This window comes from Microbacterium sp. J1-1 (assembly GCF_024498615.1).
In the GTDB taxonomy this organism is placed as follows: domain Bacteria; phylum Actinomycetota; class Actinomycetes; order Actinomycetales; family Microbacteriaceae; genus Microbacterium; species Microbacterium aurugineum.
In genome coordinates, this window is sequence record NZ_CP089590.1 from 2,240,783 (window position 1) to 2,266,427 (window position 25,645).

Sequence of the window (25,645 nt, forward strand, 5' to 3'; positions counted from 1 at the left end):
GCGGGGCCCTTCTTCGTGCGGTCGGAGTTCAGGCCGTCAGAACCAGGCGCTCTCCCGCACCTCGCGCATGGCGACCTTGCGCGTCTCGGCATCGAGCCTCGTCAGGAAGAGCTTGCCGTCGAGATGGTCGGTCTCGTGCTGCAGAGCCTGCGCGAGGAGTCCCTCCCCCTCGAGCACCACGGCATTGCCGTCGAGATCGATGCCCTCCACGCGCGCCCACGGATACCGCAGTGCGTCGTGCCACAGTCCGGGTACCGAGAGGCAGCCCTCGCCCGTCGGCTCCGGCTCCCCCCGCACTTCGGTGAGGACGGGATTGAGCACGTAGCCGATGTCGCCGTCGATGTTGTAGCTGAACGCACGCAGTGCGACGCCGATCTGCGGTGCGGCGACGCCGGCCCGCCCCGGCAGCTCCACCGTGTCGACCAGGTCGGCCACGAGTGCGCGCACCCCCTCATCGATCTCCTCGATCGGGGCACACACCGTGCGCAGGACGGGGTCGCCGAAGATGCGGATCTCTCGGACCGACATCAGGCGGCCCTGGCCCGCAGGCCCTCGACCAGGAGCGCCGCCAGCTCACGCGCGGCGATGCGGGTCTCCGGCGACAGGTTCGCGAACACGATCGTCCCCCCTCCCGCGATCTGCGGGTCGTAGGGGACGCGGACGACGCTCCGCGCACGGGTGGCGAAGTGGGATTCCAGCTCGTTCAGCCGCACCAACGGGGTCCCGGGCGTGGACTGGTTGAGGACGACGATCGCCTCACGCGCCTGCTCCGCGAAGCCGTTCGTCTCGAGCCAGGTGAGCGTCTCGGATGCCAGACGGGCCTCATCGACGCTCAATCCCGAGACGATGACGATCTGGTCCGCGAGGTCGAGCGTCGCCGACATCACGGAGTGGACGATCCCGGTGCCGGTGTCGGTCAGGACCAGCGAGTAGTAGTGGGCGGCCACGCCGGCCACGTCACGGTAGTCGCTGTCGCTGAACGCCTCGGCGACGCGCGGATCGGAATCGGAGGCGAGGACATCGAGACGGGTCGCGTCGCGCGCGACGATGGCGGAGATGTCGTGGTAGCCCTTGACGTCATCGTGGATCCGGACCAGATCGCGCACCGACTTGCTGTGATGCGGCCGCACGATGCGCTCCGCGAGGGTTCCCCGATCGGGGTTGGCATCGACAGCGATCACCCGGTCCTCGCGGGCGTCGGCGAGTGCCATCCCCAGCAGCGCGGTGATCGTCGTCTTGCCGACACCTCCCTTGCGGGAGAGCACCGGGACGAAGCGTGCACCGCCCGCGAGCGGAGCCGCGATCCTCGCCGAGAGCGCCTTGCGTTCCCGCGCGCGCCTGCCGTCGCCGATGTTGATGCGACGCCCGGAGATCGTGTACAGGAAGTGGCTCCACGCTCCCTCCGGCTCCGGCTTGGCCACCCGATGCGGATCGAGCAGTCTGTCGGCGGTGAGGAGATCCGCGGACTCGCGCGAGGACTCTCCCAGGTCGTCCAGACGCTTGGACGTCAGCGTCACGTCGGTGCGCGGTGCCGTGCGGGAGGACTGCGAGATGAGGGTCTTCTTCTCCTCAGGAGCGGACACGGTTCTGTTCTCCTTATCGACGGATGTTCGTACGGGAGCAGATGCCGACGGGGACGGCGGCGCTTCCGCGCTCGCTCGTGCAAGGAATCGTGCCGCGACGGCTGCCTCTTCGGCCTGGTCCCGGGCGTCGTCGGTGACCTCGACGACCGCAGGGGTCTCGGAGGTCTCGGGCTCGTCGACCACGATGGCATCGATGACCCTCTCCGAAGACGGCCGCACGATTCGAGGCGCCGCGACGGCGGGGGTCTCGACCGGACGGGCATCGGTCGCCTGCTCCTCGACGCGAGGCGGATCGATCACGAGCTCGCCGACGACCTCGCCGTCCACGACCCCGTCGTCGGCAAGGTCATCGTCCTCGTCCTTCGGCAGCGTCACACTGACCTGCGCGGTCGCCCCGAGGATCCCGATGCCTGCCGTGTCGAGTGATGCGGCTTCGTCGAGCACCCCCAGCGGGTTATCCTCGGGGTCCGTGGTGTTCTTCGGTGTCACGATGTCGCTCCCAGCCTGTGCGGGCCCCGGGTACGCACATCGTGCGCTGGCCTCGCCCGCACAAGATTAGTGCGCCGGACGGATCACGACCAAAAGATCTCCGGCATCCACCTGCTGCGTCTCGGCGATCGCGTGACGTTCGATGACGCCGTCCACGGGGGCCGTGATGGCCGCCTCCATCTTCATCGCCTCGATGGATGCGACGGGTTCGCCGGCGCGGACGGCTGCACCCACCTCGGCCTTCAGCGTGACCACCCCGGAGAAGGGCGCCGCGACCTGGCCGGGCACGGAGGTGTCCGCCTTCTCCACCTCGTGCACGTCCACGACGATCGACCGATCCCTCACGAAGACGGGCCGGAGCTGCCCGTTGAGGGTCGTCATCACGGTGCGCATCCCCTTGTCGTCCGCATCGCCGATGGCTTCGAGACCCACGTAGAGCTGGACGCCGCGATCGATCTCGATCAGGTGCTCCTGCCCGGCCACGAGCCCGTACAGGTAGTCGGCCGTGTCGAGCACGGAGAGGTCTCCGAACAGTTCCCGCCGCTCCGCGAACTCAGCGCTCGGACCGGGGAACAGCAAGGTGTTCAGCCGTGCGCGGCGTTCGGCACTGGTCCCGGCGAGTGCGGCCTCATCGTCAGCACTGATCTCGGTGAGGCCGACGCGCACCGTGCGTCCGGCGAGCACCTTGCTGCGGAACGGCTCGGGCCATCCACCCGGAAGATCGCCGAGTTCGCCCGCCATGAAACCGACGACCGAGTCCGGCACGTCGTACTTCTCGGGGTTGGCCTCGAAGTCGGCCGGATCCGCCTTCACCGCGGCCAGGTGCAGGGCCAGGTCACCGACGACTTTGGAGGACGGAGTGACCTTGGGAACGCGACCGAGCATGCGGTCGGCCGCGGCGTACATGTCCTCGATGAGCTCGAAATCGTCGGCGAGCCCCAGCGCCTTGGCCTGCTGACGCAGGTTCGACAGCTGGCCACCGGGAATCTCGTGGTGGTAGACACGTCCCGTGGGTCCCGGAAGCCCGGATTCGAACGGCGCGTACTGCCGCCGCACCGCCTCCCAGTAGGGCTCGAGATCGGAGACGCCGTCGAGCGGGATGCCGCTGTCCCGGTCGGTGTGGGCGAGGGCGGCGACGAGGGACGACAGCGATGGCTGGCTCGTGGTGCCGGAAAGCGGCGCGGACGCAGCATCCACCGCATCCACCCCGACGGCGCTCGCGGCGAGCAGGGTCGCCAGCTGCCCACCGGGGGTGTCATGCGTGTGCAGATGCACCGGCAAGTCGAACCGCTCCCGCAGCGCTGCGACGAGCTTCACCGCGGCGGCCGGGCGCAGCAGCCCCGCCATGTCCTTGATCGCGAGGATGTGCGCCCCCGCGTCCACGATCTGGTCTGCGAGGTGCAGGTAGTAGTCGAGGGTGTAGAGGTCTTCGGCCGGATCGAGCAGGTCGCCGGTGTAGCAGAGCGCCACCTCGGCGACCGCCGTTCCGGTCTTGCGCACGGCCTCGATCGCCGGCCGCATCTGTTCCACGTCGTTGAGCGCGTCGAAGATGCGGAAGATGTCGACACCGCTGGCCGCAGCCTCGGCGACGAACGCCTCGGTGACCGCCGTCGGGTAGGGCGTGTAGCCGACCGTGTTGCGTCCGCGCAGGAGCATCTGGATCGCGACATTCGGCAGTGCGGCGCGCAGCTTGTCGAGGCGCTCCCACGGGTCCTCACCGAGGAAGCGGAGGGCGACGTCGTAGGTCGCCCCACCCCAGGCCTCGACGGACAGGAGTCCGGGGGTCGACCGGGCGACGTAGGGCGCTGCGGCCACGAGGTCCTTCGTGCGCACCCGCGTCGCCAGGAGGGACTGATGCGCGTCGCGGAAAGTCGTGTCGGTGATCGCGAGCGCCGTCTGTTCCCGGAGGCTGCGGGCGAATCCCTCGGGCCCGAGCTCGAGGAGGCGCTGGCGTGAGCCGGGAGCCGGTTCCGCGCTCAGATCGATCGCCGGCAGCTTGGATGCGGGATCGATCACACCGGGGTGGGCACCGTTCGGCTTGTTGACCGTGACGTCGACCAGCCAGTTCAGGAGCTTCGTCCCGCGGTCCTTCGAGACACGACCGCGAAGCAGTCCGGGACGCTCGTCGATGAAGGAGGTGCTCACGTCTCCGGCGATGAAGGCGTCATCCTCGAGGAGAGCCTGCAGGAAGGGGATGTTGGTCGCGACGCCGCGGATGCGGAACTCGGCGAGTGCTCGGCGCGCCCGAGCGACCGCGGCCGGGAAGTCCCGCCCGCGACAGGTGAGCTTCGCCAACATCGAATCGAAATGCGGGCTGATCTGTGCGCCCTGGTGCACGGTGCCACCGTCGAGACGGATCCCGGCCCCACCGGGAGAGCGGTACGTGGTGATCTTCCCCGTGTCGGGACGGAAGCCCTGCGTCGGGTCCTCGGTCGTGATCCGGCACTGCAGCGCGGCGCCGCGCAGGTGCAGATTCTCCTGCTGCAGACCGAGCTCGGCCAGCGTCTGCCCCGAGGCGATCCGCATCTGGCTCTGCACGAGGTCGACGTCGGTGACCTCCTCGGTCACGGTGTGCTCGACCTGGATGCGGGGGTTCATCTCGATGAAGACGACTTCGCCTGCCCGCTCCCCCGCCGTCTCGAGGAGGAACTCGACCGTGCCCGCGTTCTCGTACCCGATGGAGCGGGCGAACGCGACGGCGTATCCGTGAAGTGCCGTGCGGATGTCGTCGTCGAGGTTCGGCGCCGGAGCGATCTCCACGACCTTCTGGTGCCGACGCTGCACGGAGCAGTCGCGCTCGAACAGGTGCACGGTCTCGCCGGTCTTGTCGGCGAGAATCTGCACCTCGATGTGTCGGGGGCGGACGACAGCCTGCTCCAGGAACATCCGCGCATCACCGAACGCGCTGGCGGCCTCGCGCATGGCCTCGGCCAACGCCGGAGCGAGGTCACCAGACGTCTCGACGCGGCGCATCCCCCGGCCACCGCCACCCGCGACCGCCTTCGCGAAGAGCGGGAACCCGATGTCCTCTGCCTGGGCGACGAGTGCGTCGACGTCGTCGGAGGCCTCCGTGGAACGCAGGACGGGGACTCCCGCTTCGATCGCGTGTCGCTTGGCCTCGACCTTGTTGCCCGCCATCTCCAGCACGTTCGAGGGAGGACCGATGAAGACGATGCCGTTCGCCGCAGCCTTCTCCGCGAGCTCGGGATTCTCCGACAGGAAGCCGTATCCCGGATAGATGGCATCCGCTCCCGATTCCAGCGCAACGCGGATGATCTCGTCGACATCGAGGTACGCCCGCACCGGGTGCCCGCGCTCGCCTATCTCGTAGGCCTCGTCGGCCTTGAGACGATGCACAGAACCCCGGTCTTCATGGGGGAAGACCGCGACGGTGCGCGCCCCCACCTCGACAGCCGCACGGAAGGCGCGGATCGCGATCTCGCCGCGGTTCGCCACAAGGATCTTCTGGAACATGCACACCTCTGGGAGCTCGATGCACAGCGTTTTCGATGCACATGGGGCGGGGCTGAGTGTTCCCCCAGCCTAGGGGAAGGTAACGTGGTGTCCGTGCACGTACTCAGCGTCAGCTCTCTCAAGGGGGGCGTCGGCAAGACGACCGTGACACTCGGGCTGGCCTCCGCGGCTTTCGCTCGGGGCGTCCGGACTCTCGTCGTCGACCTCGACCCTCAGTCCGATGTCTCCACCGGGATGGACATCCAGGTGGCAGGTCGGCTCAACATCGCCGACGTCCTGGCGAACCCGAAGGAGAAGGTGGTCCGGCAGGCGATCACGTCAAGCGGATGGGCGAAGGTCCACCCCGGCACCATCGACGTGCTGATCGGGAGCCCCTCCGCGATCAACTTCGACGGGCCGCACCCGAGCGTGCGTGACGTGTGGAAGCTCGAGGAGGCGCTCGCCTCGGTCGAGGCCGACTACGACCTCGTCCTCGTCGACTGCGCTCCCTCCCTGAACGCGCTCACCCGGACCGCCTGGGCCGCCAGCGACCGCGTCATGGTGGTCACGGAACCCGGACTGTTCTCCGTCGCCGCCGCCGACCGTGCCCTCCGCGCCATCGAGGAGATCCGTCGGGGGCTCTCGCCCCGGCTCCAGCCCCTCGGCATCGTCGTGAACCGCGTGCGCCCGCAGTCCATCGAGCACCAGTTCCGCATCAAGGAGCTGCGTGACATGTTCGGACCTCTCGTGCTCTCCCCTCAGCTGCCCGAGCGCACCTCGCTGCAGCAGGCCCAGGGTGCCGCGAAGCCGCTGCACATCTGGCCCGGCGATTCCGCGCAGGAACTCGCCGCCGACTTCGACCAGCTTCTGGACAGGATCATCCGCACCGGTCGGATCGCCGTTCCGGAGAACGGCCCACAGAGCTGATCCGCACGACGCGCACGACGAAACGGCCGCCCTCATCGAGGGCGGCCGTTTTCCGTCTGAAGCGGAAAGTCGTGGTCAGGCGGAACGCTTCGCGCGACGAGCGGTGAGTTCGTCGACGGGGTCCGGAGCGGTCGGGTCGAATGCCACGAGGGTCGACTCCACCTCGCGGAGGACCTTGCCGACGGCGATGCCGAAGACACCCTGGCCGCGGCTCACGAGGTCGATGACCTCGTCGTTCGACGTGCAGAGGTAGACGGATGCACCGTCGCTCATCAGCGTGGTGCCCGCGAGATCGCGGATGCCTGCGCGGCGCAGCTCCTCGACGGCGGTGCGGATCTGCTGGAGGGAGATGCCGGTGTCGAGAAGGCTCTTCACCAGCTTCAGGACGAGGATGTCGCGGAAGCCGTAGAGGCGCTGCGAACCGGAGCCGCTGGCGCCGCGCACGGTGGGCTCCACCAACTCGGTGCGCGCCCAGTAGTCGAGCTGACGGTACGTGATGCCAGCTGCACGAGCGGCGACCGCACCGCGGTATCCGACCTCGTCGTCCATGGCCGGGAGGCCGTCGGTGAAGAGGAGTTCGGGTACGAACCGCGGGTCGCCTGCGAGCTCATCCGCATTCATCTGAAATCCTCCCTGGAACGGTTTCTTCCACGGTAGAGCAGTGCCTGGGCACCGGCAATGACATCCGTGCGACAACGAAGGTGTGTCGCAATCAGTTCGTTACGAAAGCACTCGCGACAGCGCATCCTTGACGAAGAGCGAGCGCACTTCGTCGATCCGCGTCGCCAGTTCCGGCGCCAATTCGCTGGCCTTCGCCCGGGATGCGGCGTCGGTCCGCCGCAGGAGTGCGGACATCGCCGACTCGATGAGCGCGACTTCCCGCTCAGCCCCTTGGCGCAACGACCGCAGGTGCCGGGGTTCGATGCCGTGGCGATCCAGGGCGACGAGACCGCGCAGCAGCGTGACGGTGGCTTCCGGGTAGCTCTCCTGCGCCGTGATGACGCCGGTGCTGATCGCATCGTTGAGCAGCTGCGGCCCCGCGCCGGCGGCGGCGAGCAACTCGTCTCGGCGGTAGCGACGCGGCGCCGGCGTGATCGAGGGCGGCGGAGCGAGGGCGGACGCCTCCCCGCCGGCGGCGGCGTCATCGAGCTGCTCCCGGATGACGCTCAGCGGAAGATAGTGATCGCGCTGCAGCGTGAGACCGAGGCGCAACCGCTCGATGTCCGAGGCGGAGAACTTGCGGTAGCCCGACTCCGTGCGGGAGGGGCTGACGATGCCCTGCACTTCGAGGAAGCGCAGCTTGCTGGAGGTGAGGTCGGGGAACTCCGGTGTGAGCCGAGCAAGGACCTGGCCGATACTCAGCAAGCCCGCGGACGCGGAACGTTCGCGGGCGGGAGTGGCCGCCATCAGTCGTTCGCCGCCGCGCGATCGTGAGGGGAGACGAAGAAGTTCAGACGGAACTTGCCGACGCGCACTTCGGAGCCGTCGACCAGCGCGCTGCGGTCGACGCGCTCCCCGTTGACATACGTCCCGTTGAGGGAGCGCTGGTCGATGATCTCGAAGGCGGATCCGCTGCGGGTGATCTCGGCGTGCCGGCGCGAGACGGTCACATCGTCGAAGAAGATGTCGGCCTCGGGGTGCCGCCCGACCGTGGTCACATCGGTGTCGAGCAGATAGCGCGCACCGGCGAGAGCGCCCGAGCGCACCAGCAGCAACGCGGATCCCGCAGGCAGTGCGGCGATGGCCGTCTGCTCCACGTCGGTCAATTCCACCCCGAACGGCACGAAAGACAGGTCGGAATCGTGTCCGAACGTCTGCGTCACGTCGTGTTTCTGCTCGCCGGAACGGTGGATCGCGTCCTCACCGGCCGGTCGGCTGTCGCTGTCTGTCACTGTGCCCTCCTGATCATCCAGACTAACGGATGCCGAGGCGCTCGCGGGAGGCCGCATTCACACTCAGCCGTCACATACTGCTTATCCATAAGGTGGAGTGGTGAAGATCAAAGCTCTGCGCCCGTCGGCCACCCCGATCGCCCTCGCCGCGACCCTGCTCGCCGCGTTCCTCGTGCTCTTCTCCCCGCTCTCGGCGTCCGCGCACGACGCGCTCGTGTCGTCGTCTCCCGCTGCCGATGAATCGGTCGACACCGTCCCCGAAGAGCTCACGCTGACCTTCAGCGCCAAGCTCATCGACGGTGAGGGTGCGACGGAGGTCGTCGTGACCGCCCCCGATGGCACGTCGGTCACCGAGGGCGCGGCGACGGTCGAAGGCGCGATCGTCACCCAGCCCTTGCAGGGGTCCGGTCCGGCCGGCGAATACCACGTGATCTGGAAGGTCGTCTCCAGCGACGGACACCCCACTTCCGGCGAGTACTCCTTCATGGTGACCGTCGGCGACGACGGGTCTGCGACCGCGGAGCCCACGGCGGCCCCGACCAGCGCAGCGCCGACGACGGAGCAGACCACGGAGCCTGAGGCGACCTCGACACCGACTCCGGTCCCCGACGATGCCGACACCGGTTCCGCATGGGTCTGGGTGCTCGCGATCATCGCTGTCCTGGTCGTCGCCGGAGTGGTCATCTGGATCGTCGCGAGCCGCCGCCGAGGTGGGGCTCCGACCGATTCCGACACCCCGTCGGAGCGATAGGCTTAAGGCATGCCACACTACGACGTCGTCATCCTTGGTGCAGGTCCTGGCGGATACGTCGCTGCGGTTCGCAGCGCGCAGCTCGGTCTGTCCACCGCCATCATCGAGGAGAAGTACTGGGGCGGTGTCTGCCTCAACGTCGGCTGCATCCCCTCCAAGGCGCTCCTGAAGAACGCGGAGCTCGCGCACACCCTGAACCACAAGGCGGACTTCTTCGGGATCTCCGGCGAGTTCACGATCGACTTCGGCAAGGCGTTCGATCGCAGCCGCGAGGTCGCCGAGGGTCGCGTCAAGGGCATCCACTTCCTGATGAAGAAGAACAAGGTGACCGAGTACAACGGTCGCGGCACCTTCACCGGCCCGAAGGCGATCTCGGTCGCCAAGGCCGACGGCACGTCCGAAGAGGTCACCTTCGACAACGCCATCATCGCCACCGGCTCCAAGGTCCGTCTGCTGCCGGGCGTGACGCTCAGCGAGAACGTCGTCACCTACGAAGAGCAGATCATGACCCGTGAGCTGCCGAAGTCGATCGTCATCGTCGGCGCGGGCGCGATCGGCATGGAGTTCGCCTATGTGATGACGAACTACGGGGTCAAGGTCACGATCATCGAGTTCCTCGACCGCGCGCTCCCCAACGAGGACGCGGACGTGTCGAAGGAGATCACGAAGCAGTACAAGAACTACGGCGTCGACATCCTGACCTCCACCAAGGTGGAGACCGTCGTCGACAACGGCTCCTCCGTCACCGTCACCTACACGGGCAAGGACGGTCAGCAGTCGTCGATCGAGGCCGACAAGGTGCTGATGTCGGTCGGCTTCGCGCCGAACATTGAGGGCTTCGGCCTCGACAAGACCGGTGTGAAGCTCACCGAACGCGGCGCGATCGACATCGACGATCACATGCGCACGAACGTCGAGGGCATCTACGCGATCGGTGATGTGACGGCCAAGCTGCAGCTCGCCCACGTGGCGGAGGCACAGGGCGTCGTCGCCGCCGAGACGATCGGTGGCGCGGAGACGCAGACCCTCGGCGACTACCGGATGATGCCGCGTGCGACGTTCTGCTCGCCGCAGGTCGCATCGTTCGGGCTCACCGAGCAGCAGGCCAAGGACGAGGGGCGCGAGATCAAGGTCGCGAACTTCCCGTTCATGGCCAACGGCAAGGCGCACGGCCTCGGCGAGCCGGTCGGCTTCGTCAAGCTGATCGCCGACGCGGAGCACCTCGAGCTCATCGGCGCGCACATGATCGGCCCCGACGTCTCCGAGCTCCTGCCCGAGCTGACGCTGGCCCAGAAGTGGGACCTGACCGCACTCGAGCTCGCGCGCAACGTGCACACCCACCCGACGCTGTCGGAGGCACTGCAGGAAGGCTTCCACGGCCTCGCAGGACACATGATCAACTTCTGATCCTCACATCACGAAGGCCCGGTTCGCAGAGTGCGGACCGGGCCTTCGCGCGTCACAGGCCGCGCATCGTGAGGAGCCCTGCCGTCCAGCCGCGCAACGGAGCGGACCCGAGGGTACGCATCAGCAGCTCCCTGCCGCGCACCACCGGCGCCGGGGCGGGCGCCCCCATCGCCATATAGAACGCGGAGCGGCGCTGCGCCCGGGATGCCGATCGGCGCACCCGTCGGTCGTACGGACCCAGCTCCGGCACCGCGCCGGGCGGCATGCCGGAGAGTCGTTCCGCGAGACGAACGGCATCGACCCACCCGAGGTTCATGCCCTGTCCGCCGATCGGACTGATCTCGTGTGCGGCATCGCCCAGAAGCACCACCCGGCCCTGATGGAGGCGCGTCGCCGCGTGCTGGGCGGCGAGAAAGGGAGTGGGGGCGTCCGTGGCGGCCGGTTCGATGCCGATCCCGGTACGCCGCTCGATCGTCGCACGGAAGTCATCGGCGGTGCGAAGGGCGTCTGCACTGCCCCGCACCACCCATCGAAGGCGACCACCGGGGAGGGGGAAGGACTCGACCAGACCCTCCGGCTCGCAGTGCAGGACGGCCCGGTTCTCCGACGTCGGCTCCTCGACATCGAGCATCGAATACGCGGCGCGTCCGGCCCGACGACGCCATCCGGTATCGAGCCCCTCACGCAGACGGCTCCGCACGCCGTCGGCCACCACGACCACGGCCGCCGAGATCATGCGTGCTCCCTCCGCGGAGTCCGCCGTGACGTGCACGGCATCCGCGTCCTGCCGGACGAGGCGCACGGCGCATCCGGTGATCAGGGCCTCCTCCGAGAGCGAGTGCATCCGGCCCCGCAGAAGCGCGCCGCTTCGCGGCTGCGGGAGGATCAGGACCGGACGATCCGATGCGAAGTCGACGGACGCCAGGGTGCGCCGACGACTGCGCACCTCCCCACCGTCGAGCCGAAGCGCCTCCGCGCGCACCTCATCTCCGACGCCCGCAGCCTCCAAGGCGTCCAACCCGGGGCGGTGGATGCCGATCGCCCTGGTCCGCTGATCCGCGTCCGCTCGACGTTCGCACACCACCACCCGCAGGCCGCGCTGCAGCAGCAGGCAGCCCAGCAGCAGACCCACCGGCCCCGCGCCGACGATCAGCACGTCATGGTCGGGCATGGGCCCCGTCCCATCGCAGCTCCACGCGGAAGGGCGCACCGCCGCGTACGGCCCACCCGTCCGGGGCGACCGCCGCGAGTTCGGCGACCGTGTAGGAGCGACGGATGCTGATGAGTCCGTCCTCCCGGATGAAGGAGTCGGCGAGGAGGCTTCCGGAGATCGGCCAGGTGGCCGCGTCGAACAGGGCGTACGCGGTGCGGCTGCGGGCGATGTCGTGGTGCGCCACCATCCCGTCGGCAGCCGCGAGCCGCACGGAATCGCTGAGCACCCCTTGGAGCTCGGCCGCGTCGAGGTGGTGCAGCACGTGGTTGGACAGCACGACGTCGTAGGTCTCCCCCGCGGCGACGAGCTCCGTGGTCAGCGCGCAGCGGTAGCGCACGCCCGCACCGCCATCATGCGCCGCTGCCCAGCGGATCGCACGGTCGTCGGCGTCGAGCGCGGTGACCTCCGCCGAGAGACCGTCTCGACGCAGACGCCACGCGAGCAAGCGGCAGAGGTCTCCCCCACCGGCCCCCACATCGAGGATCCGCAGTCGCCCGGTACGCGCCGCGCGAGGACGGATGTCGCGCCGATACATCGCCCCGGGCCGGGAGACGAGCGCGTTGACGAGACCGAACCGTCCGTAGGTCCGCGCCAGCTTCCGAGCGTCCGCATACGGATCGTCCATCCGCTCGCGGGCCTCCACATCTCGCAGCGTGAGATCGGGGCTCATGACCCGGTCGGCGCGACGACGGTCATCAGCGCGCTCTCGGCCGTGAGCCCTGGCCCGAAAGCCATCGCCGCCACGCGCTCTCCGCCGCTGGCCCCCTCATCCTCCAGGATCCGTTTGAGGACGAAGAGCACCGTCGCGCTCGACATGTTGCCGTTCTCCCGCAGGACCTCCCGCGCCGGGAGGAGCTGCGCGTCGCTGAGCTGCATCCGCTCCTGCACCCGGTCGAGGATGCTGCGGCCGCCGGGGTGGATGGCCCAGTGCTGCACCTGGTCTCCCACCGTCCCGGCCTCGAAGGCTTCGGCCAGGCCATTCTCGGCCGAGTACAGCGGTCGAAGGGCACCGATGATCGTCTCCCCGATGATCTGCGGAACGGACGTCGAGAGGATCATCTCGAAGCCGGTGTCACCGATCGTCCAGGCCATGTCCTTCTCGCCCTCCGGCGCGATGGCCGTATGGAAACGGTCCAGCTGCAGCGAGGAGGACGGCGACGGAAGATCACGGGACGTCACGATGCCGGCTGCCGCACCGTCGGCGAACAACGAGGACGCGACGATCGTGTCCGGGTCCTCGGAGGAACGCAGATGGAGGGTGCACAGCTCGACGCTGACGACCAGGACCACGGCGTTCTCATCGGCGGCGCAGAACTGGCTCGCCGCACGCAACGCCGGCATCGACGCGTAGCAGCCCATGAAGCCGAGATGGAAACGCTGCACTGCATCGGACAGTCCGAGTCCGCGGACGATCTCGTACTCCGGTCCCGGGGCGTGGAAACCGGTGCAGGAGACCGTGATGACGTGGGTGACGTCTTCGGGGCCGATCTCAGGATCGGCGTCGAGGGCCTGCCGCGCGACCTCGACGAAGAGCTTCGCCGCCTCCCGGGTGTACAGGTCGTTGCGTGCTCTCGTGCCCGGCGCGAGGAGCATCCCGGTACGACGGTCGAAGAAGACGGGGTCGGCCGGTTCCGACTCCAGCGACAGCTCATCGATCACGGTGTGCCGGGTGTCGATGCCCGAGACGTTGAACGACGTCGTCACGATCCGCTGCGCGAGCCGTCCGAGATCGGGCTGCTGCGCGAAGACGTCGCGCACCTGCTCCTGCACGAGAACGGTTTCGGGGACGATCGTCTGCAGCGATCGAAGCACAGGCGGTCGGCTCATGCTGTCACTCAAGCATGCGCCGCGCCCCTGTGGGAAGGGGTTGCGTTCGCGAGCGGCCTCTGCCTAGAAACCGAGCGCGCGAGCGAGCTTGGAGCCGGATGCCGATTCGCGGCCGCCCGCGGCGAGGACGGCGTGCTCCACGGCGTCGAAGAACGCCGTGCGCCGCAGCTCATCGTCAGGAGCGGCGGGCCCCAGCTCCATCTCCCACTCGCGCCATTCGCGCTGCACGCCGCCGCGGAGGTCGGTGGCCCGCACCCGGTCGTCGACGAACTCGGCCACGACCCCGTCCGGACCGGTGAGCAGATAGGCGGTGCGATCGTTCTCGATGCGCGCCAGCGGGGTGAGCGGTGCGGTCGTCCAGGTCGCGACGGTCTCCGCGACGGCCGGAGGAAGGTCGTCACCGTCGCCGAGCGGCCAGCCGAGTTCGAGCCGGCCGTCGCCCTGGCGAGGACCCTTCACGTGCCAGCCCGCGTCCGGCCCGCCGGTACGACGACGCAGCGCCACGCCGGCACGGGCGAGCGCACCGTCGGCGGTGTCGAAGTATCGGGCGTCCAATGCGCGACCCTCGCCGGCGGTGACGGCGTCGACGCCGGGGATCGCGTCCCAGCGCGGCAACGGGGTCTCGATGTCGACGTCGTACTTGCGTTCCACCTCGACGGTGCGAGACGGTTCAGTCATCGTCGAGCGTGAGATCCTCGAGAGACTCCTCGAACCAGTAGTCGACCTCCGTGGGCCCATCGTCCGGACCGGTGTTCTGAGGCCCACCGCGGCGGTTGTACACCACCTGCGTCTCGCTGTAGGGGACGATCAGCTTGTCGTCCGCATCGCCGAGAGGGATGATCTGCCCGTCCAGCGGGCCGCCGTGAAGTCGTGCGAGTGCCATGTGCTCAGGGTAGCCCGTCCTCGCGGTGTCGGCACGAGGACGGGCGGATTCAGCCGAGGACGATGCCGAGAAGGGCTCCGGCGATCATCCAGGGCCCGAAGGCGATGCGGGTCGCCCCCGTCGCGCGACGCAGGAGGATGAGCACCAGTGCGTAGAACGCGCCCAGCACGAATGCCGCCGCGGCACCGATCACGAGCGAATCCCACCCGTGCCACCCCAGCACGAGGCCGATCACCGCGGCGAGCTTCACGTCGCCGCCGCCCATCCCCGCGCGGCTGATCGCCCGCAGCACGGCATAGAACCCGCCGAGGATCACCAGGCCGAGGAGGGCGCGGAGGAGCGCGTCGCCGCGCCCGGTGATCAGGGCGTCGACCGCGGTGAGGGCCGCGAGTGATGCGAGCGTCGGCAGCACGATCAGGTCGGGCAGTCGGTGCGTGCGGGCGTCGATCACGATCAGTGCGCCGCCGACGACGACCAGGGCGACGTGCACGAGGGCGATGAGCGCGAATCGGATGTCCATCCCCGCAGGTTAGGAGATGGGCGGATCGCCCGCGTGGGCCCTGTGGAGAACTCGACACGATGTCCGATGTACGAACTATCGTCATCCGTGCGACTTGTTTTATTCGTACATATCTTCGAGAATGGACACATGGTGATCGGGCTCGATGCGGTGACCTCGCTCTCTCCGGCGAGCGACTCCCGCGCGGGTGAAGTACTGCGACTGCGCCGCGAGATCAGCAGGATGCAACGACGCCGCAGCGAGCATACGCTGCTCCCCCTCGATCCCGCCTTCGCGGCGCTCCTGCCGGAAGAGGGCCTGCAGACCGGCACGTCCTATACCGTCTCCCCCTCGCCGAGCCTGGTGCTCGCGCTGCTCAGCGCCGCATCCCGGAAAGGGCACTGGTGCGCGGTGGTGGGCATGCCCACGCTCGGCGTCGAAGCAGCGGCCGCGTTCGGCATCGACCTCGCCCGCCTGATCCTCGTGCCCACCCCCGGCGAGCGCTGGCTCGCGGCGACCTCCGCGCTGGCCGAGGTCGTGCCTCTGATCGTCGTCGCCCCCGGCACCCGGGCCGGAGACGCCGACGTCTCCCGACTGAGCGCTCGCCTGCGTGATCGCGGCTGCACGCTTCTGGTCACCGAGTCCCCCGGCACCGGACGATGGCCGCAGAGCGAGGGCACGATACGCCTTCATGACCCGCACTGGCACGGTCTCGGCGCCGGCTGGGGGTTGCTCTCCGACTGCACCGTGACGGTGACGGCGCAGACACGACACAGCCCTCGCCCCTCGAGTGTGCGCGTGCAGCTGCCGGGAGGGCACGGCGCTCTCGAGGCCGTCGGGGCAGAGCTCACCGCACTCCCTGCGCTCTCGCCGGAGAGGTCCTCCCTCGGTGAATCCGCTCCCCCGGAGCTGTTGCGATGGGCGGAAGCAGGATGAACGCCCCTCTCCGTGTCCTCGTGCTGTGGTTCCCCGACTGGCCGATGCGAGCCGCGCTCGGCGGCGCATCTCCACATCCGCCCACCGCCCTGGTGCAAGCCAACACGATCGTCGCCTGCACCGCCTCCGCTAGGGAGCACGGTGTCCGCACCGGTCAGCGCCGCCGAGTCGCGCAGGGCCACCTCTCCTCCCTCCAGGTCCTCCCGCACGACCCGGCCCGTGACGAACGCGCCTTCCTTCCCGTGCTCCAGCTCATCGAGAAGCACGCCCCGGGAGTCACCCTGCTGCGCCCCGGACTCGCGATCCTCCGCGCCAGAGGCATCTCCCGCTATCACGGTGGGGAAGCGGAGGCCGCCGCGTCACTCGCCACCATCCTCGGAGAGGCCGGTTTCCCCGAGGTACGCATCGGCATCGCAGACGGCCCCTTCACCGCCGAGATCGCCGCGCGAGGCCCGACACCCTGGACGGTCGTACCGTCCGGCACCGCCCGGGAGTTCCTGGCCCCCTACCCCGTGCAGGTGCTGCGCGACGAACAGATCACCGGACTCCTCCTCCGGCTCGGCATACGCACCCTCGGCGAGTTCACCGCCCTCGCCGCGCCTGACGTGCGCGACCGCTTCGGTGAACACGGTGCGCGTCTGCACGCCCTCGCCGCGGGTGCCGACTCCCGCCCCCTGACCCCGCGCCCACCCGACCCCGAGCTCGTGCGCAGCGTCGAGTTCGACTCGCCGCTGGGCGGAGCAGATCAGATCGCCTTCGCGGTGCGTCAGACAGCCGACGCGGTGATGCTCGCTCTCGGTGAGGCCTCGGTCGTCTGCACGGAGGTGCGGATCGATCTGACCGACGACAACGGGGCGGTCTTCTCGAGATCCTGGCTGCACCCCACCTGTTTCGACGCCTCCGACCTCGTCGATCGGGTGCGCTGGCAGTTGGAGGCCTTGGCCACGCAGTCCGCGAAGGAACCGATCGACGAGGCACGAGCGTTCGGCGGCATCACCGCCGTACGGATCACCCCCGCCGCTGTGGATGATGCCGCCCATCACCAACCGGGGCTCTTCGGCTCCGGCACCGATGAGCGCCTGCACCACGCGGTCTCGCGCGTGCAGACCATGTTGGGCCATCAGGGCGTGGTCACCGCGGCGATCTCCGGTGGTCGCTGGCTCGCCGACCGTCAGGTGCTCACCCCGTGGGGGGAGCGCGCCGTCCCTCCACGGGATCCGGGGTCGCCGTGGCCCGGCAGCCTCCCCGACCCTCTGCCCGCCGAGGTGTTCCACCCTCCGCGCCCCATCGGAGTCCTCGCCGCGGATGAGACCACGGTCAGCGTCGATGAACGCGGAACCCTCTCGCAAGACCCCGCCCGCATCGAGGGTGTCTCCGTGCAGGCCTGGGCCGGTCCCTGGCCCGTACACGAACGCCGCTGGGCCGCAGGGGGCGGAAAACGCGGGCATCGGCTCCAGATCGTCGATGACCAGGATCGCGCCTGGCTGGTCTTCCACACCGGCGAGCGCTGGTGGGCCGAGGGGAGGTATCGCTGATGGGCTGGCACAATCCGCCCCTGTCGTGGAACGAGTTGGAGCGCACCCTCAGCGGCGAGGAGTCCCCCTCGCCCCCTCCGGGCGCCGAGCCGAAGAACACACGGAGCGATCCCGGACCGGTCAGCCGTCGCCGCAAGCGCACTCCCCCCATCGGCATCCCCCGTCCGCACGATGCCGTGCCCTACGCCGAGTTGCACGCCCATTCGTCCTACTCGTTCCTCGACGGGGCCTCTTCCCCCGAAGATCTGCTCGCCGAAGCCGACCGCCTCGGACTGACCGCACTCGCGCTCACGGACCACGACGGCTTCTACGGTGCCGCACGCTTCGCCGAAGTCGCCGATCTCATGGAGAGTCCGCTGCAGACCGTGTTCGGGGCCGAGCTGTCCCTCGATCTGCCCGCGCCGCAACGAGGTTCCGCCGACCCCGCGGGAGAACATCTGCTGGTCCTCGCCAGGGGGAAGGAGGGGTACCACCGCCTTTCGGGGGCGATCACCGCGGCGCAGTTGCGCGGGGGCGAGAAAGGACGACCGGTATACGACCTCGACGATCTGGCCGAACGCGCAGGAGGCCACTGGACGATCCTGACCGGTTGCCGCAAAGGTGCCGTGCGCCGCGGGCTCGAAGCAGGCGACGGCCTCACCCCGCTGCGAACCCTGGTCGACCTGTTCGGAAACGATCACGTCGCCGTCGAACTCTTCGACCACGGGGACCCGTTGGACACCCGCCGCAACGACGCTCTCGCCGGGCTCGCACGACGGATGCGGTTGCCGGTGGTGGCGACCAACAACGTGCACTACGCCACTCCCGCACAGGCGCCACTCGCCGAGGCAGTGGCTGCGGTCCGCGCGGTGCGGAGCATGGATGAGCTCGACGGCTGGCTGCCCGCGCACGGAGGCGCCCATCTCCGCAGCGGCGCAGAGATGTCGGCGCGCTTCCACCGGCATCCCGGAGCGATCTCCTACGGGCTCGAATTGGCGACGGCTTCCGCCTTCCCCCTGCGCCTGGCACGACCCGCGCTCCCGCAGCAGAAGGTGCCGGAGGGGCATACACCGATGAGCTGGCTGCGTCACCTGGTCTGGGCGGCCGTGCCGTCGAAGTATCCCCGCCTGGACGAGGAGGGCAAACACCGGATCGCCCGTGAGCTGGATGTGATCGAGGAGAAGGACTTCCCCGGATACTTCCTGATCGTGCACGGCATCGTCACCGAGGCACGCAGACGCGGCATCCTCTGCCAGGGACGAGGTTCGGCTGCGGCGAGCGCGGTCTGCTACCTGCTCGGGATCACGGCGGTCGACCCGATCCTCTACCGTCTCCCCTTCGAGAGGTTCCTCGCGACCACGCGGACGGAGGAGCCCGACATCGACGTCGACTTCGACTCCGACCGTCGCGAGGAGATCATCCAGTGGGTCTATCAGGAGTACGGCCGGGAGCGAGCGGCCCAGGTGGCGAATGTCATCCAGTACCGGCCGAAGAACGCGGTGCGCGACATGGCCAGAGCGCTCGGTCACTCCCCCGGTCAGCAGGATGCCTGGTCCCGCCAGGTCGACGGCTGGGGTGCGGGGCTGGAGCCGGCCGAGGACCACGACATCCCCGAGAACGTGCTCGCCTATGCCGGCGAACTGCTCAAAGCCCCCCGCCACCTCGGCATCCACTCCGGCGGCATGGTGCTCACCGCGCGTCCGGTCGGCGAGGTCGTACCGGTGGAGCATGCGCGCATGGAGAACCGCACCGTCATCCAGTGGGACAAAGACGACTCCGCCTTCATGGGGCTCGTGAAGTTCGACCTCCTGGGACTCGGGATGCTCGCCGCCCTCCAGCACTGCTTCGATCTGATCCGACAGGCCACGGGTGAGGAGTGGCGGCTCGAGACCATCCCCAAGGAGGAGCCCGCCGTCTACGACATGCTCTGTCGCGCGGACTCCATCGGTGTCTTCCAGGTGGAGTCCCGCGCACAGATCGGGCTGCTCCCCCGTCTGCAGCCGCGGAGCTTCTACGACCTCGCCATCCAGATCGCCCTCATCCGTCCCGGCCCCATCCAGGGCGGTGCGGTGCATCCGTTCGTGCGGCGGAAGATCGCCAAGGACCGGGTCGACGAGGAGAACCGGGAGCGTGCACGGCGTGGTGAAGACCCCGTGGAGTTCACGATCCCCTATCCGCACAGCGATCTGGAAGACATCCTGAAACGCACGCTGGGCATTCCGATCTTCCAGGAGCAGCTCATCCAGATGGCGACGGCGATCGGTGATTGCACCGCGGATGAGGCCGACCTGCTGCGGCGCGCCATGGGCTCCAAGCGCGGCCTGGAGAAGATCGAGAAGGTCAAGGACAAGCTCTACGCGGGCATGAGCAGACGAGGGCTCGATGCCGACGCCGCCGACCGGATCTACGCGCAGATCCAGGCGTTCTCGAACTTCGGGTTCGCCGAGTCGCACTCGCTGTCGTTCGCCCTGCTGGTCTACGCCAGCTCCTGGGTGAAGCTGCACTATCCCGCCGCGTTCCTCGCCGGGCTGTTGCGCGCGCAGCCGATGGGCTTCTACTCCGCCGCGACCCTCACTGCGGATGCACGGCGGCATGGAGTGGAGGTCCGTCGGCCCGATCTGCACCTGTCCGGAGCGACGGATTCGTTGGAGCCGCTCGCCGATGACTCCGAAGGCGGACCCACCGGCCGGACGCAGTGCCTCGCCGCTCCTCAACCTGCTGTCCTCCGCTTCGATCGGGAGGCTCCCGACGAGTCCGCTGCCCACCGCAGGGACGGCGGATTCGCGGTGCGACTGGGCCTCAGCGGCATCCGGGGGATCGGTGTGCCGTTGGCGGAGAGGATCGTCGCGGAACGTGACGCACACGGCCCCTACGGGGATCTGCACGATCTGGTGCGGCGTACGGATGCCACCGCCGCACAGCTGGAGGCCCTCGCCACGGCAGGGGCCTTCGACTGTCTGGGGATGGAGCGCCGAGAGGCGATCTGGCTGGCCGGAGCCGCGGCGGACGACCGCTCACGCTTCCTCCCGGGGACCACGGTCGCCGTGCAGCCTCCCCTGTTCGCCGACCAGACCAGCTACGAGCGTCTCTCCGCCGATCTCTGGGCGACCGGCGTGTCCACCGATGACCATCCGATGGCGCATTTCCGCGAGGCACTGCGCACCCGCGGGGTGCTCACCGCCGTCGATCTGCAGAGCCACGAGGTCGGTCGGCGCATCGAGGTCGCGGGACTCGTCACTCACAGGCAACGACCGGCGACGGCCGCCGGGATCACCTTCGTGAACCTCGAGGATGAGAGCGGTCTGGTGAACGTCGTCTGCTCGGCAGGGGTCTGGAACCGCTACCGTCGCGTCGCCCGGGATTCACCGGCTCTCATCATCCGCGGCATCCTGGAGCGGTCGAGCGAGGGGGTGGTCAATGTGCTCGCAGACGGGTTCGAGGATCTCCGCACCGGCCTCACACACCGGTCCAGGGACTTCCGATGAGCGACGGGAGCCCTGTACCCGGCTTCGGCGTCACCAGAAGCGTTCGTGTTCCTCGGGAGGTGGACGGTCGGCGCCGCCCCATCTGTCGGCCTCGGCCTTCGCTGCATCCGCGGCGGCGTCCGCGCCACGCAGAGCGCGCTTCGCTCCGGTCGCCCCAGGACCGATGGGATCGACGAGCAAAGAAGTGTGGGAGTCGGCTCCCCCGATGGTCACCGTGCACTCCAGCACACGTCCGATCCACCGAGAGAGGTCGCCACTCGGATCCTCTGCACGTCGGTAGCGGATCCCGGTGTCGAGGTCGACGATGGACAGGACCACAGGCTCCCCGGCGAGCGGGTCGATCTGCTCCGTCACCTCGACCCGGTGCCCATGAGCGATGGCGACCTGCGCGGCGATGACGAGCAACCTGTCCATGTGTCCACCCTAGGCAACGCCGCCCGGAAGGCAACAGAACGTCTCTGCGGGAAAGTTCCGAAATATCTTTGTCCCCCAAATGGCGGACAAGACGATTAAGCGATACTCTGCTCACGTAGCGGGGGCTACGAGGCTGATGGACTGGGGATTCAGCCGTGAGCGCAGCGAACTTCGCCGCCTCCCCCACCGTCCGGGAAGGACGGAGAGCCCTCTCGGCGATACGTCTGGGGCGGATCGTTCGGGAGGGCCCACTCCCGCGGCACACCCGACGCCTCGGAACCGCACTCAGTCGATCGGGATGACCTCGAGGGTGTTCGACCGCACCGGCTCCTGTCCCATCTCCGGCGCGTAGGGGCTCGGCGTGTACTTGTCGAGGTACTCGGCATCGATCGCCACATTGGTCGCCTCGTCGGTGACGGGCTCGAAGCGGACGTCCTTCGTGATGCCGCCCGCCGACACACGCCCTCGCAGGCTCGCGAGAGCCGGGGCGTACCACTTGCCGGCAAGGCCCGTGTAGGAGCGAACGAACAGGCGGCCATCCACGGCGACCGCCCAGATGCCGACCGTCTTCGGCGTCGTGCCGTCTGCGAGCTGCGCGGACAGGTCGAACATCTCCGGCGCGGCGATGCGGGCCAGCTCCTCGGGGTTCCAGGTCGTCATGAGTCCTCCTCGAGATCGGTGGGTGAGGCAGAGTGCATGCTACGTCAGATCGAGGAGGATCTCACGATCGATCATCGGGTGAGCCGCGCACGCAGGGAGTCGATGAGAAGACCGACGCCGAGCTCGAACGTGCGATCCGATCGCGCACTCCCCTGTTCGGCTCCGTCGATGAGCCGACCGAGAGTGCGCGTCTCGCCCTCGGGCTGCCAGATCTCGTCGGGTGAGGCGAGGTCGAGACCGAAGCCGATCGCGAAGGCGTCGAGCACGGCGATGATCGAGAGCACCTCATCTTCGGGAAATCCCCCGTCGACGAGCACCGATGCCAGGTCGTCGTACACGGCGATCACCGCGGGGCTCGTGATCGTCTTGCCGACCAGCAGGGGCACGAGCTGCGGATGATCCGCGTACATCCGGCGTTGCGTGCGGAGCATCACGTGCAGGAACTCGGGCCAGGGCTCGCCCCGCCACTCGACGCGGTATTCCTCCACGAGCCTGCCGCGCATGAGCTCGAGGATCTCTTCCATGCCGTCCGCGTGGTTGTACAACGAGGACGGCCGCACGCCCAACTCGCGCGCGATCGCGTTGACCCCGAACGGCTTCCCCGCCTTCGCGAGCGCCAGCCCGGCGGATCCGATGATCTCCGGAGAGAGCAGCGGGGACGAAGGCCTGGGCATGGTGGGCTCGCTTTCTCCGGAAGACCGGACATGAAGATCGGGGTTCCGCACAAACCCTCTCCTGTGCATAATAGTGAACACCATTCGTTGACGAACACCATTCGTTTATGAAGTCGTGCCCACCGACGCACGCCCCCGCCCTCCCTCGCGCACAATGCCGTGCCCTCCCCATGGAGCCTCATGACCACTCTCGACCTCCGCACCCGGATCCCCCTCCGTCTCCCCACCGCCACCGCCACCTTCGCCATCGGGATCGCGGGATACCTCGGGGTCAACCTGTCGCCGTACATGATCTCCGCCGCCCAGAGCGGCCTCGGGATCGACGTCCTCTCCGCGAGCTGGCTGGTCACCGCGACCCTCCTGCTCACGGCGGTCACCGGATTGGCCATCGCTCCGCTGTGCGCCGGGATTCACCGTCGGACCGTGGCACGCGCCGGCCTCAGCCTCGCCGTGGTCGGCTTCGCGACCGCGGCGCTCGCCCCCGCGGCCATGCTCCCGGGCTTGCTCCTGGGCGGCGCAGGAGCCGGCGGTGCCGTCGCCGCTTCCGGCGCCGCCCTCGCCGCCTTCCGGAACCCGGACCGGGTCGCCGGCTTCAACGGGCTCGCCAATCGCGGTGTCATCACCGTGGTGCTCGCTGTGATCCCCCTCATCGGGCTCGCACCGATCGACGTCTTCGGCGCGCTGGCCCTGTTCAACCTGATCGGCCTGGTCGCTTCGGTGTGGCTCCCCGCCGCACCGGTCGTCGCTCCACAGGCGGGAGCAGCCGTCGCCGAGGCGATGCCGATCGAGATCCCGCCGACCGGGACGGTTCGTGTCTCCCCGGCCCGCTCGCGGAAAGTCACGATCGCGGGCTTCGGGCTCCTCATCACGTTCGCGCTGTGGGCGGTGAGCGAGGATTCGCTCTGGGCCATGGCCGGGGTCATGGGCGCGGAACAAGCAGCCCTGACACCGGAAGGCCTCGGGATCGCACTCAGCGGTGCGACCGCCGGCGGACTCCTCGGTTCGATCCTGCTCATGATCGTCGGTGCCCGTTTCGGGCGCGCCGTCCCTCTCGTGATCCTGCTGATCGCCGGTGGAGTCCTGAAGATCTGCGAGGGCTTCGTGACCGCCCCGACCACCTTCATCGTCGTCTTCATCGCCTGGAACTCCGTGTATGCCATCGCGTTCATGTACTTCGTCTCGACCTCCGCCGCACTGGATGCCGACGGCCGTTGGTCGGGCCCGCTGCTGGCGGTGTACCTCGTCGGATCGGCGCTCACGCCGGTGATCGGCGCAGCGCTCGTCGGAGCCCTCGGCTACCAGGGCTTCGCCGTCGCACTCGGGATCGCGAGTTTCGTCCTGGCCATCCCCACCGGAGCCATCGCCCTGGTCTCGACCCGCTTGGAACGCCTCACCGCACAGGAGAACGACGCATGACCCGCACCCTCTACCGCAACGGCCGGATCTTCACCGGAGACGAATCACGATGGGCCGACGCGGTCGTCGTCGACGACGACGTGTTCGTCCACGTCGGATCCGACACCGACGCGCCCGCCGCGGACACGGTGGTGGACCTGGAAGGTCGCACCGTGCTCCCCGGATTCACGGACGCGCACACCCACCTGCTGATGATGGGCGAAGCCCTGGGGCAGGTGGGGCTCACGGATGCCACCTCGCTCGAGGAGATACAGCGCCGACTTCGCGGGGCTCGCGAGGCGGCATCCGGCGTGCTTCGCGGGCGCGGCTGGCTCTTCGATGCGATCCCGGACGGAGAGCCGACCGCCGCGATGATCGACGCGGCCGTCGCCGACATGCCGGTCTACCTCGACGCGAACGACTACCACTCATGCTGGGTGAACACGGCGGCTCTCGCGGAGTTGGGGATCACGCCCGATCCCCTCGGCGGACGCATCGCCCGCGACGCCTCCGGTGAGCCGACCGGAATTCTCTACGAGACCGCCGCACAGTTGCACGCCTGGGCGCACCGCGACGCGAACACGACCGACGCGCAGCGCGATGCGGCGGTCCGGCGAGTCGTGTCCGCCTACATCGCCGCCGGCGTGACAGGGGCGGTGGACATGGCCTTCGATGAGCTCGGGCTCGCCGCACTCGCACGCGCCGCCGAGCGCGGCGAACTGCCTCTGCGTGTCGCCGCGCACTGGTTCGTCGCGAACACCGGCGACGATGCCGCGAACCTCGCGCAGGTCGAGCAGGCCGCCGTGCACGCCTCGACACCGACGGCGGGGGCACGCGTGCTCGGCATCAAGCTCGTCCTCGACGGCACCATCGATGCCTGTACGGCAGCCATGGGCGCGCCGTACGCGGACGGCACCAACGCGGGGCCGATCTGGCCCGCCGAGCGCCTGTTCCCGGTCGTCGCGGCGGCGGATGCGGCCGGGTTGCAGATCGCCATGCACGCGATCGGGGACGCCGCGAGCACGCTCGCCCTCGACGCGATCGAGCACGCGATCGCGACCAACGGTGAACGACCGCGCCGACACCGCATCGAACACCTCGAGTACGCAGCGCCGGGAACGGCGGAACGGATGGCGCGCCTCGGCGTCACCGCCTCCATGCAGCCTGTGCACGCCGACCCGGCGATCTTCGGGAACTGGGCGGCACAGCTCGGAGACGAACGCGTCGACCGTGCGTTCGCCTGGTCGGAGTACGAGCAGGCGGGTGCGCTCCTCGCCTTCTCCACCGATGCGCCGACCGCGCCGCATCAGGCGCTCCCGAACATGTTCGTCGCGTCGACCCGAGCGTCCGCGCTGGTGCCCGGTATGGCAGGCGTGCACCAGGAGCAGGCGCTCCCGCTCGAACGGGCGATCACGCATGCCACGCGAGATGCGGCGACGTCGATGGGCGACGGAAGCTGGCGCGGACGTATCGCCCCCGGATCCGCGGCCGATTTCGTGGTCCTGGACGCCGATCCGTTCAGCGGAGATCTCGAGACGCTGCTGAGCGCCCGGGTCGTGCAGACCGTGATCGCGGGACGCACGGTCTTCGCCGCGTCGTCTCCGCCCGCGCGACGCGAGAACTCGTGATCCTCACCTGACGGG

At 68.9% G+C, this 25,645-nt stretch carries 23 protein-coding genes; 8 read left to right on the plus strand and 15 right to left on the minus strand.

The features are described from left to right. Positions 1-36: 36 nt before the first annotated feature. From LRQ07_RS10660 to LRQ07_RS10670, 3 genes are all read right to left on the minus strand, one after another. A complete protein-coding gene (locus LRQ07_RS10660) occupies positions 37-528 on the minus strand; it encodes a peptide deformylase (RefSeq protein ID WP_256534552.1) in 492 nt (163 codons plus the stop codon). Beyond that, positions 528-2,072, minus strand: coding sequence for a MinD/ParA family protein (locus LRQ07_RS10665; protein ID WP_256534554.1), 1,545 nt, complete (start codon positions 2,070-2,072; stop codon positions 528-530). Before LRQ07_RS10665 ends, LRQ07_RS10660 begins: the two co-directional genes overlap by 1 nt. Before the next feature lie 66 nt (positions 2,073-2,138). After that, entirely contained in the window at positions 2,139-5,546 is a 3,408-nt protein-coding gene (locus LRQ07_RS10670) for a pyruvate carboxylase (RefSeq protein WP_256534555.1), read from the minus strand. A 93-nt stretch (positions 5,547-5,639) separates the two neighbouring features. Here LRQ07_RS10670 and LRQ07_RS10675 point away from each other — a divergent pair, with 93 nt between their 5' ends. Then, positions 5,640-6,452 (plus strand): ParA family protein, encoded by an 813-nt coding sequence (locus LRQ07_RS10675; protein WP_047521976.1) that lies wholly within the window; start codon positions 5,640-5,642, stop codon positions 6,450-6,452. 75 nt (positions 6,453-6,527) lie between these two features. Here LRQ07_RS10675 and LRQ07_RS10680 read toward each other — a convergent pair whose 3' ends face one another. From LRQ07_RS10680 to LRQ07_RS10690, 3 genes are all read right to left on the minus strand, one after another. Then, entirely contained in the window at positions 6,528-7,073 is a 546-nt protein-coding gene (locus LRQ07_RS10680) for a MerR family transcriptional regulator (protein ID WP_047521931.1), read from the minus strand. Between the two features lie 99 nt (positions 7,074-7,172). Further along, positions 7,173-7,859: a MerR family transcriptional regulator gene (locus LRQ07_RS10685; RefSeq protein WP_131491299.1), complete on the minus strand. Its 687-nt coding sequence runs from the start codon at positions 7,857-7,859 to the stop codon at positions 7,173-7,175. Continuing rightward, positions 7,859-8,344, minus strand: a complete 486-nt coding sequence (locus LRQ07_RS10690; protein ID WP_047521927.1) for an FHA domain-containing protein — start codon at positions 8,342-8,344, stop codon at positions 7,859-7,861. The genes LRQ07_RS10685 and LRQ07_RS10690 overlap by 1 nt, the downstream gene beginning before the upstream one ends. 100 nt (positions 8,345-8,444) lie before the next feature. Between LRQ07_RS10690 and LRQ07_RS10695 the strand changes: the two genes are divergently transcribed. Further along, positions 8,445-9,095: a copper resistance protein CopC gene (locus tag LRQ07_RS10695; RefSeq protein WP_256534556.1), complete on the plus strand. Its 651-nt coding sequence runs from the start codon at positions 8,445-8,447 to the stop codon at positions 9,093-9,095. A gap of 9 nt (positions 9,096-9,104) precedes the next feature. Then, complete coding sequence (gene lpdA, locus LRQ07_RS10700; protein ID WP_232761614.1) at positions 9,105-10,502, plus strand: dihydrolipoyl dehydrogenase; 1,398 nt, start codon at positions 9,105-9,107, stop codon at positions 10,500-10,502. A 52-nt stretch (positions 10,503-10,554) separates the two neighbouring features. On the opposite strand, the gene LRQ07_RS10705 is transcribed toward lpdA, so the two are convergent. The 6 genes from LRQ07_RS10705 to LRQ07_RS10730 all read right to left on the minus strand — a co-directional run bounded on the left by LRQ07_RS10705 (position 10,555) and on the right by LRQ07_RS10730 (position 14,945). After that, complete coding sequence (locus tag LRQ07_RS10705; protein ID WP_256534557.1) at positions 10,555-11,673, minus strand: FAD-dependent oxidoreductase; 1,119 nt, start codon at positions 11,671-11,673, stop codon at positions 10,555-10,557. After that, positions 11,660-12,385 (minus strand): methyltransferase domain-containing protein, encoded by a 726-nt coding sequence (locus tag LRQ07_RS10710; protein WP_232761612.1) that lies wholly within the window; start codon positions 12,383-12,385, stop codon positions 11,660-11,662. The genes LRQ07_RS10705 and LRQ07_RS10710 overlap by 14 nt, the downstream gene beginning before the upstream one ends. Then, the gene (locus tag LRQ07_RS10715) at positions 12,382-13,542 is read right to left on the minus strand and encodes a type III polyketide synthase (protein WP_232761611.1); all 1,161 of its coding nucleotides are present in this window, start codon (positions 13,540-13,542) and stop codon (positions 12,382-12,384) included. The genes LRQ07_RS10710 and LRQ07_RS10715 overlap by 4 nt, the downstream gene beginning before the upstream one ends. Before the next feature lie 63 nt (positions 13,543-13,605). Then, positions 13,606-14,220, minus strand: coding sequence for a CYTH domain-containing protein (locus tag LRQ07_RS10720; RefSeq protein WP_232761610.1), 615 nt, complete (start codon positions 14,218-14,220; stop codon positions 13,606-13,608). Continuing rightward, positions 14,213-14,425 carry a hypothetical protein gene (locus tag LRQ07_RS10725; protein WP_047521915.1) on the minus strand — a complete coding sequence of 71 codons (213 nt, stop codon included), beginning with the start codon at positions 14,423-14,425 and terminating at the stop codon, positions 14,213-14,215. The genes LRQ07_RS10720 and LRQ07_RS10725 overlap by 8 nt, the downstream gene beginning before the upstream one ends. A gap of 49 nt (positions 14,426-14,474) precedes the next feature. Continuing rightward, positions 14,475-14,945 carry a prepilin peptidase gene (locus tag LRQ07_RS10730; RefSeq protein WP_256534558.1) on the minus strand — a complete coding sequence of 157 codons (471 nt, stop codon included), beginning with the start codon at positions 14,943-14,945 and terminating at the stop codon, positions 14,475-14,477. Positions 14,946-15,074: 129 nt separating this feature from the next. On the opposite strand from LRQ07_RS10730, the gene LRQ07_RS10735 reads away from it, so the two are divergent. Genes LRQ07_RS10735 through LRQ07_RS10745 form a run of 3 tightly spaced genes read left to right on the plus strand, consistent with a single transcriptional unit; the run spans position 15,075 to position 20,859 of the window. After that, positions 15,075-15,860, plus strand: coding sequence for a hypothetical protein (locus LRQ07_RS10735; protein WP_248540665.1), 786 nt, complete (start codon positions 15,075-15,077; stop codon positions 15,858-15,860). Next, complete coding sequence (locus tag LRQ07_RS10740; protein ID WP_232761607.1) at positions 15,857-17,395, plus strand: DNA polymerase Y family protein; 1,539 nt, start codon at positions 15,857-15,859, stop codon at positions 17,393-17,395. Before LRQ07_RS10735 ends, LRQ07_RS10740 begins: the two co-directional genes overlap by 4 nt. Next, positions 17,395-20,859, plus strand: a complete 3,465-nt coding sequence (locus LRQ07_RS10745) for an error-prone DNA polymerase (protein WP_256534559.1) — start codon at positions 17,395-17,397, stop codon at positions 20,857-20,859. The genes LRQ07_RS10740 and LRQ07_RS10745 overlap by 1 nt, the downstream gene beginning before the upstream one ends. 30 nt (positions 20,860-20,889) lie before the next feature. Here LRQ07_RS10745 and LRQ07_RS10750 read toward each other — a convergent pair whose 3' ends face one another. The 3 genes from LRQ07_RS10750 to LRQ07_RS10760 all read right to left on the minus strand — a co-directional run bounded on the left by LRQ07_RS10750 (position 20,890) and on the right by LRQ07_RS10760 (position 22,607). Further along, positions 20,890-21,273, minus strand: a complete 384-nt coding sequence (locus tag LRQ07_RS10750; protein WP_256534560.1) for a hypothetical protein — start codon at positions 21,271-21,273, stop codon at positions 20,890-20,892. A gap of 285 nt (positions 21,274-21,558) precedes the next feature. Next, positions 21,559-21,933, minus strand: a complete 375-nt coding sequence (locus tag LRQ07_RS10755; RefSeq protein WP_134351575.1) for a DUF2255 family protein — start codon at positions 21,931-21,933, stop codon at positions 21,559-21,561. Between the two features lie 71 nt (positions 21,934-22,004). Further along, positions 22,005-22,607 carry a TetR/AcrR family transcriptional regulator C-terminal domain-containing protein gene (locus LRQ07_RS10760; protein ID WP_256534561.1) on the minus strand — a complete coding sequence of 201 codons (603 nt, stop codon included), beginning with the start codon at positions 22,605-22,607 and terminating at the stop codon, positions 22,005-22,007. Between the two features lie 180 nt (positions 22,608-22,787). Between LRQ07_RS10760 and LRQ07_RS10765 the strand changes: the two genes are divergently transcribed. Together LRQ07_RS10765 and LRQ07_RS10770 are read left to right on the plus strand one after the other, a co-directional pair. Next, positions 22,788-24,023, plus strand: a complete 1,236-nt coding sequence (locus LRQ07_RS10765; protein ID WP_256534562.1) for an MFS transporter — start codon at positions 22,788-22,790, stop codon at positions 24,021-24,023. Beyond that, a complete protein-coding gene (locus LRQ07_RS10770) occupies positions 24,020-25,630 on the plus strand; it encodes an amidohydrolase (RefSeq protein ID WP_256534563.1) in 1,611 nt (536 codons plus the stop codon). The genes LRQ07_RS10765 and LRQ07_RS10770 overlap by 4 nt, the downstream gene beginning before the upstream one ends. Positions 25,631-25,645 lie beyond the last annotated feature (15 nt).

Excerpts from the sequence above, each read along its gene's own strand:
- LRQ07_RS10660 (WP_256534552.1), bottom strand. The coding sequence starts at position 528 with ATGTCGGTCCGAGAGATCCGCATCTTCGGCGACCCCGTCCTGCGCACG.
- LRQ07_RS10670 (WP_256534555.1), bottom strand. The coding sequence starts at position 5,546 with ATGTTCCAGAAGATCCTTGTGGCGAACCGCGGCGAGATCGCGATCCGC.
- LRQ07_RS10680 (WP_047521931.1), bottom strand. The coding sequence starts at position 7,073 with ATGAATGCGGATGAGCTCGCAGGCGACCCGCGGTTCGTACCCGAACTC.
- LRQ07_RS10685 (WP_131491299.1), bottom strand. The coding sequence starts at position 7,859 with ATGGCGGCCACTCCCGCCCGCGAACGTTCCGCGTCCGCGGGCTTGCTG.
- lpdA (WP_232761614.1), top strand. The coding sequence starts at position 9,105 with ATGCCACACTACGACGTCGTCATCCTTGGTGCAGGTCCTGGCGGATAC.
- LRQ07_RS10705 (WP_256534557.1), bottom strand. The coding sequence starts at position 11,673 with ATGCCCGACCATGACGTGCTGATCGTCGGCGCGGGGCCGGTGGGTCTG.
- LRQ07_RS10710 (WP_232761612.1), bottom strand. The coding sequence starts at position 12,385 with ATGAGCCCCGATCTCACGCTGCGAGATGTGGAGGCCCGCGAGCGGATG.
- LRQ07_RS10715 (WP_232761611.1), bottom strand. The coding sequence starts at position 13,542 with ATGAGCCGACCGCCTGTGCTTCGATCGCTGCAGACGATCGTCCCCGAA.
- LRQ07_RS10720 (WP_232761610.1), bottom strand. The coding sequence starts at position 14,220 with ATGACTGAACCGTCTCGCACCGTCGAGGTGGAACGCAAGTACGACGTC.
- LRQ07_RS10725 (WP_047521915.1), bottom strand. The coding sequence starts at position 14,425 with ATGGCACTCGCACGACTTCACGGCGGCCCGCTGGACGGGCAGATCATC.
- LRQ07_RS10730 (WP_256534558.1), bottom strand. The coding sequence starts at position 14,945 with ATGGACATCCGATTCGCGCTCATCGCCCTCGTGCACGTCGCCCTGGTC.
- LRQ07_RS10735 (WP_248540665.1), top strand. The coding sequence starts at position 15,075 with ATGGTGATCGGGCTCGATGCGGTGACCTCGCTCTCTCCGGCGAGCGAC.
- LRQ07_RS10740 (WP_232761607.1), top strand. The coding sequence starts at position 15,857 with ATGAACGCCCCTCTCCGTGTCCTCGTGCTGTGGTTCCCCGACTGGCCG.
- LRQ07_RS10745 (WP_256534559.1), top strand. The coding sequence starts at position 17,395 with ATGGGCTGGCACAATCCGCCCCTGTCGTGGAACGAGTTGGAGCGCACC.
- LRQ07_RS10750 (WP_256534560.1), bottom strand. The coding sequence starts at position 21,273 with ATGGACAGGTTGCTCGTCATCGCCGCGCAGGTCGCCATCGCTCATGGG.
- LRQ07_RS10755 (WP_134351575.1), bottom strand. The coding sequence starts at position 21,933 with ATGACGACCTGGAACCCCGAGGAGCTGGCCCGCATCGCCGCGCCGGAG.
- LRQ07_RS10760 (WP_256534561.1), bottom strand. The coding sequence starts at position 22,607 with ATGCCCAGGCCTTCGTCCCCGCTGCTCTCTCCGGAGATCATCGGATCC.
- LRQ07_RS10765 (WP_256534562.1), top strand. The coding sequence starts at position 22,788 with ATGACCACTCTCGACCTCCGCACCCGGATCCCCCTCCGTCTCCCCACC.
- LRQ07_RS10770 (WP_256534563.1), top strand. The coding sequence starts at position 24,020 with ATGACCCGCACCCTCTACCGCAACGGCCGGATCTTCACCGGAGACGAA.